The sequence below is a fragment of the Mesorhizobium sp. M7A.F.Ca.ET.027.02.1.1 genome, assembly GCF_004022985.1.
Classification (GTDB): Bacteria; Pseudomonadota; Alphaproteobacteria; order Rhizobiales; family Rhizobiaceae; genus Mesorhizobium.
This window is the reverse complement of record NZ_RZOL01000351.1, coordinates 1-6,581: the sequence shown is the minus strand read 5'-3', so window position 1 is coordinate 6,581 and position 6,581 is coordinate 1. Positions and strand designations below refer to the sequence as shown.

The window sequence follows — 6,581 nt, the reverse complement described above, 5'->3', positions numbered from 1 at the left end:
GGATAGCCGGGCGCAGGGCGAATGCCGCGATAGGGTTCGCCGATCAGTTCGTCCGGCGCCAGCGCTTCATCTGAAGCATAGCCCCAGAATTCCTTGCGCACCTTCTCATGCATCCGCTCGGCAAAGGCTTCGGCGAAGCGGTCTGCCAGCGCCTTGACCATGATCGACGAATAATCATCATTCGCTCGCTCGAACCGTTCGGCGATAGCCACCTCCTCGATGCCGGCGGTGACGATAAAGCCGCCGATGTAATCCGGCTTGCCGCACTCCGCTGGCGCGACGAAGTCCGCCAGTGCGACATTGGCCTTGCCGTCGCGCTTGGTCAGCTGCTGGCGCAAGGTAAAGAAGGTCGCCAGTTCCTGCGACCGCTTTTCGTCCGTGAACAGCCTGATGTCGTCGCCGACGGCATTGGCCGGCCAGAAGCCGACGACGCCGCGCGGCGCGAACCATTTCTCGGCGATGATCCTCTTCAGCATCGCCTGCGCATCCTCGAACAGCTGGCGCGCGGCGGCGCCTTGCGCCTCGTCTTCGAGAATTTTGGGATAACGGCCCTTCAGTTCCCAGGTCTGGAAGAACGGCGTCCAATCGATGTAGCGCGCGAGTTCGGTGAGATCCCAGTTCTCGAATACCTTGACGCCGGTAAAGGACGGCTTCGGCGGCTCGTAGGCAGACCAGTCGATCCGGTGCGCATTAGCCCTCGCCTTGGCCAGCGGCAGCCGCTGCTTGTCGGATTCGGAGCGGGCATGCGCATCGGCGACCTTCTTGTATTCGGTGCGCACCGTGTCGACATAGCCGCCCTTGGTCTCGTTCGACAGCAAGGACGACACGACACCGACCGCCCGGCTGGCGTCGGTGACGTAGACCGTCTGGCCCTTGGTGTAGCGCGGGTGGATCTTCACCGCCGTGTGCACGCGGCTGGTCGTTGCGCCGCCGATCAGCAGCGGAATGTCGAAGCCTTCGCGCTCCATCTCGGCGGCCATGTGCACCATTTCATCGAGGGATGGCGTGATCAGGCCGGACAGGCCGATGATGTCGACATTTTGGTCGCGCGCCGTCTGCAGGATTTTCGCTGCCGGCACCATGACGCCGAGATCGATGATCTCGTAATTGTTGCAGGCGAGCACGACGCCGACGATGTTCTTGCCGATGTCATGGACATCGCCCTTGACCGTCGCCATCAGGATCTTGCCCGCTGTCTGGCGTTCGCCATTGTCGATGCCGTTGGCGGCGTTGGCCAGCTTCTCGGCCTCCATATGCGGCAGCAGTCCGGCGACGGCCTGCTTCATCACCCGCGCCGATTTCACCACTTGCGGCAGGAACATCTTGCCCGCGCCGAACAGGTCGCCGACGACGTTCATGCCGGCCATCAGCGGGCCTTCGATGACATGCAGCGGGCGCTCGGCGGCAAGCCGCGCTTCCTCGGTGTCGGCGTCGATGAATTCGGTGATGCCGTTGACCAGTGCATGGCTGATCCGCTGTTCGACCGGCAGGTCGCGCCAGGCGAGATCGCGCTCCTTGGCTTCCTGGCCCGCCGTGCCTTTGAAGCGTTCGGCGATCTCCAGCATGCGTTCGGTGGCGGTGCCGCCGGCCCTGGGCATGCGGTTGAGCACGACATCCTCGCAGGCCTCGCGCAGTGCCGGCTCGATCGTATCGTAGACTGCGAGCTGGCCGGCATTGACGATGCCCATGTCCATGCCGCGCTGGATGGCATCGTAGAGGAACACGGCATGCATGGCCTCGCGCACCGGCTCGTTGCCGCGGAACGAGAAGGACAGGTTCGACACGCCGCCGGAAATGTGAACATGCGGCAGCGTCGCGGTGATCTCGCCGGCCGCCTCAATGAAGTCGACACCGTAATTGTCGTGCTCCTCGATGCCGGTGGCGATGGCGAAGACATTGGGATCGAAGACGATGTCCTCGGGCGGGAAGCCGGCCTGCTCGGTCAGGAGCTTGTAGGCGCGCGTGCAGATCTCGACCTTGCGCGCCTTGGTGTCGGCCTGGCCGTCCTCGTCGAAGGCCATGACGACCACCGCCGCGCCATAGGCGCGGACCAGCCTGGCATGATGCAGGAAGGCCTCTTCGCCCTCCTTCATCGAGATGGAGTTGACCAGCGGCTTGCCCTGCACGCATTTCAAGCCGGCTTCGATGATCTCCCATTTCGAACTGTCGACCATGACAGGAACGCGGGCGATGTCCGGCTCGGCTGCGATCAGATTGAGATATTCGACCATGGCCTTCTTCGAATCGATCAGACCCTCGTCCATGTTGATGTCGATGATCTGCGCGCCATTGGCGACCTGGTCGCGGGCGACGTCGAGTGCGGCGACATAGTCGCCCGCCGTGATCAGTTTTCGGAATTTGGCCGAGCCGGTGACATTGGTGCGCTCGCCGACATTGACGAAGGGGATCTCCTCGGTGAGCGTGAACGGCTCCAGCCCGGACAGGCGCATCTTCGGCGTGATGTCAGGAATGGCGCGCGGCGGATACTTCCGCACCGCCTCTGCGATGGCGCGGATGTGCTCCGGGGTCGAGCCGCAGCAGCCGCCGACGACATTGACCAGCCCTTCCCTGGCGAAATCCTCGATCTGCGCGGCCATGAATTCCGGGCTCTCGTCATACCTACCGAATTCGTTGGGCAGGCCGGCATTCGGATAGGCGCAGGTGAAGGTGTTGGCGACGCCTGATAGTTCGGCCAGATGCGCCCGCATCGCATTGGCGCCGAGCGCGCAATTGAGGCCGATGGTGAAAGGGTTGGCATGGCGCACCGAATGCCAGAAGGCGGTCGGCGTCTGGCCCGACAGCGTGCGGCCTGAGAGGTCCGTGATGGTGCCCGAAATCATCACCGGCAGGCGCACGCCCTTCTCGATGAAGATCTCTTCCGCTGCAAAGATCGCGGCCTTGGCGTTCAGCGTGTCGAAGATCGTCTCGATCAGGATGATGTCGGCGCCGCCGTCGATCAGGCCGCGCAACTGCTCACCATAGGCGAGGCGCAGATCGTCGAAGGTCGCGGCGCGGTAGCCGGGATTGTTGACGTCGGGCGACATCGACGCGGTGCGGTTGGTCGGCCCCAGCGCGCCGGCGACGAAACGGCGCTTGCCATCTTCCTGCTCGGCCCTCACCGCCGCGCGCCGCACCAGCCGCGCGCCATCGCGGTTCAGCGCGTAGACGGCATCCTCCATGCCGTAATCGGCCTGGGCGATCGAGGTCGAGGAGAAGGTGTTGGTTTCGAGGATGTCGGCGCCTGCGATGGCGTATTGATAATGGATCTCCTCGATCGCCTTCGGCTGCGTCAGGATCAAAAGATCGTTGTTGCCTTGCTGGTGGCAGGCGCAGCCGGCGAAGGCCTCGCCGCGAAACTGGTCCTCGTCAAAGCCGAGGCCCTGGATCTGCGTGCCCATAGCGCCGTCGAGGATGAGAATGCGCTCGCGTGCCGCCGCTGTCAGCGCGGCAAGCACTTCCGAGCCGTCCGGTTTTGCCGCGACGGGGCCGAACAATGCGTCCAGCGATGCAGAATTCTGCGACATTTTTTATCCCTTTGGCGACAGGCCTTTCATGTCACATAAGGATATCTTTATGTCAATATACGGTAGATGCGCGCGATTGTCACCCACCTGTCTCGAAGGCAGGGTCTGTCGCGCCGGTTTTCCGACGGACCTACGCTCTGTCGAAGCTTGCCAGGAAGCGGGCGAAGACCGGGTTGAAACGATCCGGCGAGTCCCAGAACGGCGCGTGGCCGGATTTGTCGAGCAGATGGGCCTTGCCTTCCCATAAATTGGAGAATTTCACAGCGGAGACGAAATCGGTGTTGACGAATGGCTCGTCGATGCCGTTCAGAACGGCGATCGGCGGCGTCTTGCCGGCCACGATCTCGCGCTGGTTCCGCCCGGTGCCGGCCGCGAACTTTTCGAACATCAGGCGCCGCGCCCTTCCATCGGTGCGCGCCACCGTGTCGATGAGAAACGGCTCGAACGGCTCGCCGCAGGTGCTGCGCGCATAGGCCTCGACATCCGCTTCAGTGAAGGTTTCCTGCCCGGCAAGGTGCATATGCGGGCTCGGCTTGAAGCCGTTGCCGACCTCCTCGGGCGAGACGGGCGGCGTGCCGGTGATCATCAGGCCAAGCAGGCCGGGAAAGCGGTCGATCATCTCAAGCCCGATATGGCCGCCGAGCGACCAGCCGAAGACGATGGCCTTGTCGATGCCGAGCAGCCCGAGCACTTCGGTCATGGCATCGGCATAGCCTTCCATGCTGTAGGAACGCTCCGGATCGATCGCATCGGCGGACGCTCCATGGCCGGGCAAGTCGGGAGCGATGAGGTGGTAGCGCTCGCCCAACGGGCTGTCCAACTGGTTGCGGAAAACGGCGCTGGAAGATGAATTGCCGTGGATCAGCATGACAGCGGCGCCTTCGCCACTGGTCTGGCGAACCGCGATCTTGCCGTGGCTGGTTTCAAGGGTCTTCTGCGAGATCGCCATTGTCCGCTCCGTCGGGGGAATTGCCCTGTTTTAATACAGTTGCGCGGCAAAGCGCCACGGCTTCCATACCTTTGCGGGAACCATCTTCCCGGCCAGGTTGCGTTGAAAAATCCTTTTCAAATAAGAACAATTATGCGTAGATTGTCAATTATCCAACTCCCGATGAACGGGAGGAAAACAGGGAACAGCACGATGAAGCCCAAATCCGCCGCAAGTCGAATCCGCCATATGCTGATGAGCACGACGCTGATCGGCATGTTTGCCGTATCAGCCGCCCCCGCCTTTGCCGACGTCGTCAAGATCGGCCTGCTTGCGCCGCTGACCGGCCCTGCCGCGGCGGACGGCCAGGAATTCCAGCGCGGCGTGCAGATGGCCATCGACGAGGCCAACGCAGCCGGCGGCGTTGCCGGGGATACGTTCGAACTGGTGGTCGGCGACGTCAAGGATCAGTCCGCCGGCAACGTCACCAGCGCGGTCGAGCGCCTGCTTGGCGATCCGGGCGTGCACTTCATGCTGACCGGCTACGCCAGCCTGACCAATTTCGAGATCGACAACATGGCCGAGGCTGAGATGCCCTATATGCTCGCGGCCACCTCGCAGCAGACCCGGGACATCATCGCGCCGAGCCCCGATAAATACATGTGCTGCTGGTCGCTGACGCCTTCCTTCGACGCCTACAACACCGACGTCACCCTGTTCGTCGAGAAGCTCGCGGCCGACGGCAAGATCACCTTGCCGACCAAGAAGGTCGCCATCATCTCGTCCGACAACGCCTATTCGAAGACCATCTCCGAAGGCATGAAGAAGACCTTCAAGGAGAAGGGCTGGACCATCACCGTCGACGAGATCGTGCCGTTCGGCGAAGTGACCGACTGGCGTTCGATCCTCGCCAAGGTGCGCGAGAACGTTCCCGATGTCGTCATCAACACCGACTATCTGCCGGGCAATTCGGCTTCGTTCCTGAACCAGTTCCTCGAGCAGCCGACCAAGAGCCTCGTCTTCCTGCAATATGCGCCGAGCGTTCCGGAATTCGTCGAGCTGACCGGCAAGAAATCGGATGGCGTCATCTACAATCTGCTCGGCGGCGCGTTGACGACGCCGAAGAACCCGCGCGCCGACGAGGTGGCGGCCAAGTTCAAGGCAAAATACGGCGTCGAGAGCGGCACCTACGGCGTCGGCCTCTACGAAATGACCAATGTCTATTTCGATGCGGTCAAGAAGGTCGGCGGCGCATCCGACCATGCGGCGATCATGAAGGCGCTGTCGGAGACCGACAAGCAGGTCGCGGAAGGGCGGCTGAAATTCGATCCCGCCACCCACCTTGCCACGCAGGGCGACGACTATATTCCGATCACCTTCTTCCAGATCTGGGATGGCCAGCGCACGCTGATCTCGCCGGAGAAATACGCCACCGGCGCCTTCAAGCTCCAGCCCTGGATGAAGTAGGGAATGGCCCTGCTTGAACTGGACGACGTGTCGAAGGCCTTCGGTTCGCTGAAGGCCGTCGATGGCGTGTCGTTCAAGGTCGAGGCCGGCGAGATCTTCGGCATCGCCGGCCCGAACGGCAGCGGCAAGAGCACGCTGTTCAACATCATCACCGGCATACCGTTCGGCCCCGACCGGGGCCGGATCCGCTTTGACGGCATTGCCATAAACGGCAAATCGGGACACGCCATCGCGCGCCTCGGCCTCGCCCGCACGTTTCAGCGCGAGACCAGCTTCGACGGGCTGACCGTGTTCGAGAACGCGCTGATCGGCGCCAGTTACGGCAAGCAGGAAAAGACAGCGGCCACGGCCCGCAATGCCGCCGCCGAGGCGCTCGAGTTCGTCGGCCTGGGATCTCGGTCGTTCGGCCGGCTTGCCGGCGAATTGTCCGTGTTCGAGCGCAAATGCCTGATGCTTGCCACCGCGATCGCCATGCAGCCGCGCATGCTCTTGCTCGACGAGCCGGCATCGAGCCTGACCAAGCCCGAGATCGAGACGTCGATCGGCCTGATCCGCCGCACCGCCGAACGCGGCATCACCATCCTTCTGATCGAACACGTGCTGACCTTCCTGATGAGCCTTTCGCAACATCTGCTGGTGCTCAACAATGGCCGCGTCCTGGC

General features: G+C 62.8%; 4 protein-coding genes. 2 read left to right on the top strand and 2 right to left on the bottom strand.

Annotated features, from left to right (window positions below):
• Together metH and EN749_RS27845 are read right to left on the bottom strand one after the other, a co-directional pair.
• On the bottom strand, nucleotides 1–3,524 hold a 3,524-nt coding region (gene metH, locus EN749_RS27850; protein WP_128364361.1), incomplete at its 3' end, for a methionine synthase.
• Nucleotides 3,525–3,654: 130 nt separating this feature from the next.
• Nucleotides 3,655–4,473, bottom strand: a complete 819-nt coding sequence (locus tag EN749_RS27845) for an alpha/beta hydrolase (RefSeq protein WP_128288371.1) — start codon at nucleotides 4,471–4,473, stop codon at nucleotides 3,655–3,657.
• A 192-nt stretch (nucleotides 4,474–4,665) separates the two neighbouring features.
• Here EN749_RS27845 and EN749_RS27840 point away from each other — a divergent pair, with 192 nt between their 5' ends.
• The gene (locus tag EN749_RS27840) at nucleotides 4,666–5,919 is read left to right on the top strand and encodes an ABC transporter substrate-binding protein (protein WP_127328756.1); all 1,254 of its coding nucleotides are present in this window, start codon (nucleotides 4,666–4,668) and stop codon (nucleotides 5,917–5,919) included.
• Nucleotides 5,920–5,922: 3 nt separating this feature from the next.
• Nucleotides 5,923–6,581, top strand: a 659-nt coding sequence (locus tag EN749_RS27835; RefSeq protein ID WP_128364360.1) for an ATP-binding cassette domain-containing protein, incomplete at its 3' end; no start/stop codon positions are given.

What these genes read in the sequence shown, in the direction of transcription:
- EN749_RS27845 (WP_128288371.1), bottom strand. Translation starts at nt 4,473, where the DNA reads ATGGCGATCTCGCAGAAGACCCTTGAAACCAGCCACGGCAAGATCGCG.
- EN749_RS27840 (WP_127328756.1), top strand. Translation starts at nt 4,666, where the DNA reads ATGAAGCCCAAATCCGCCGCAAGTCGAATCCGCCATATGCTGATGAGC.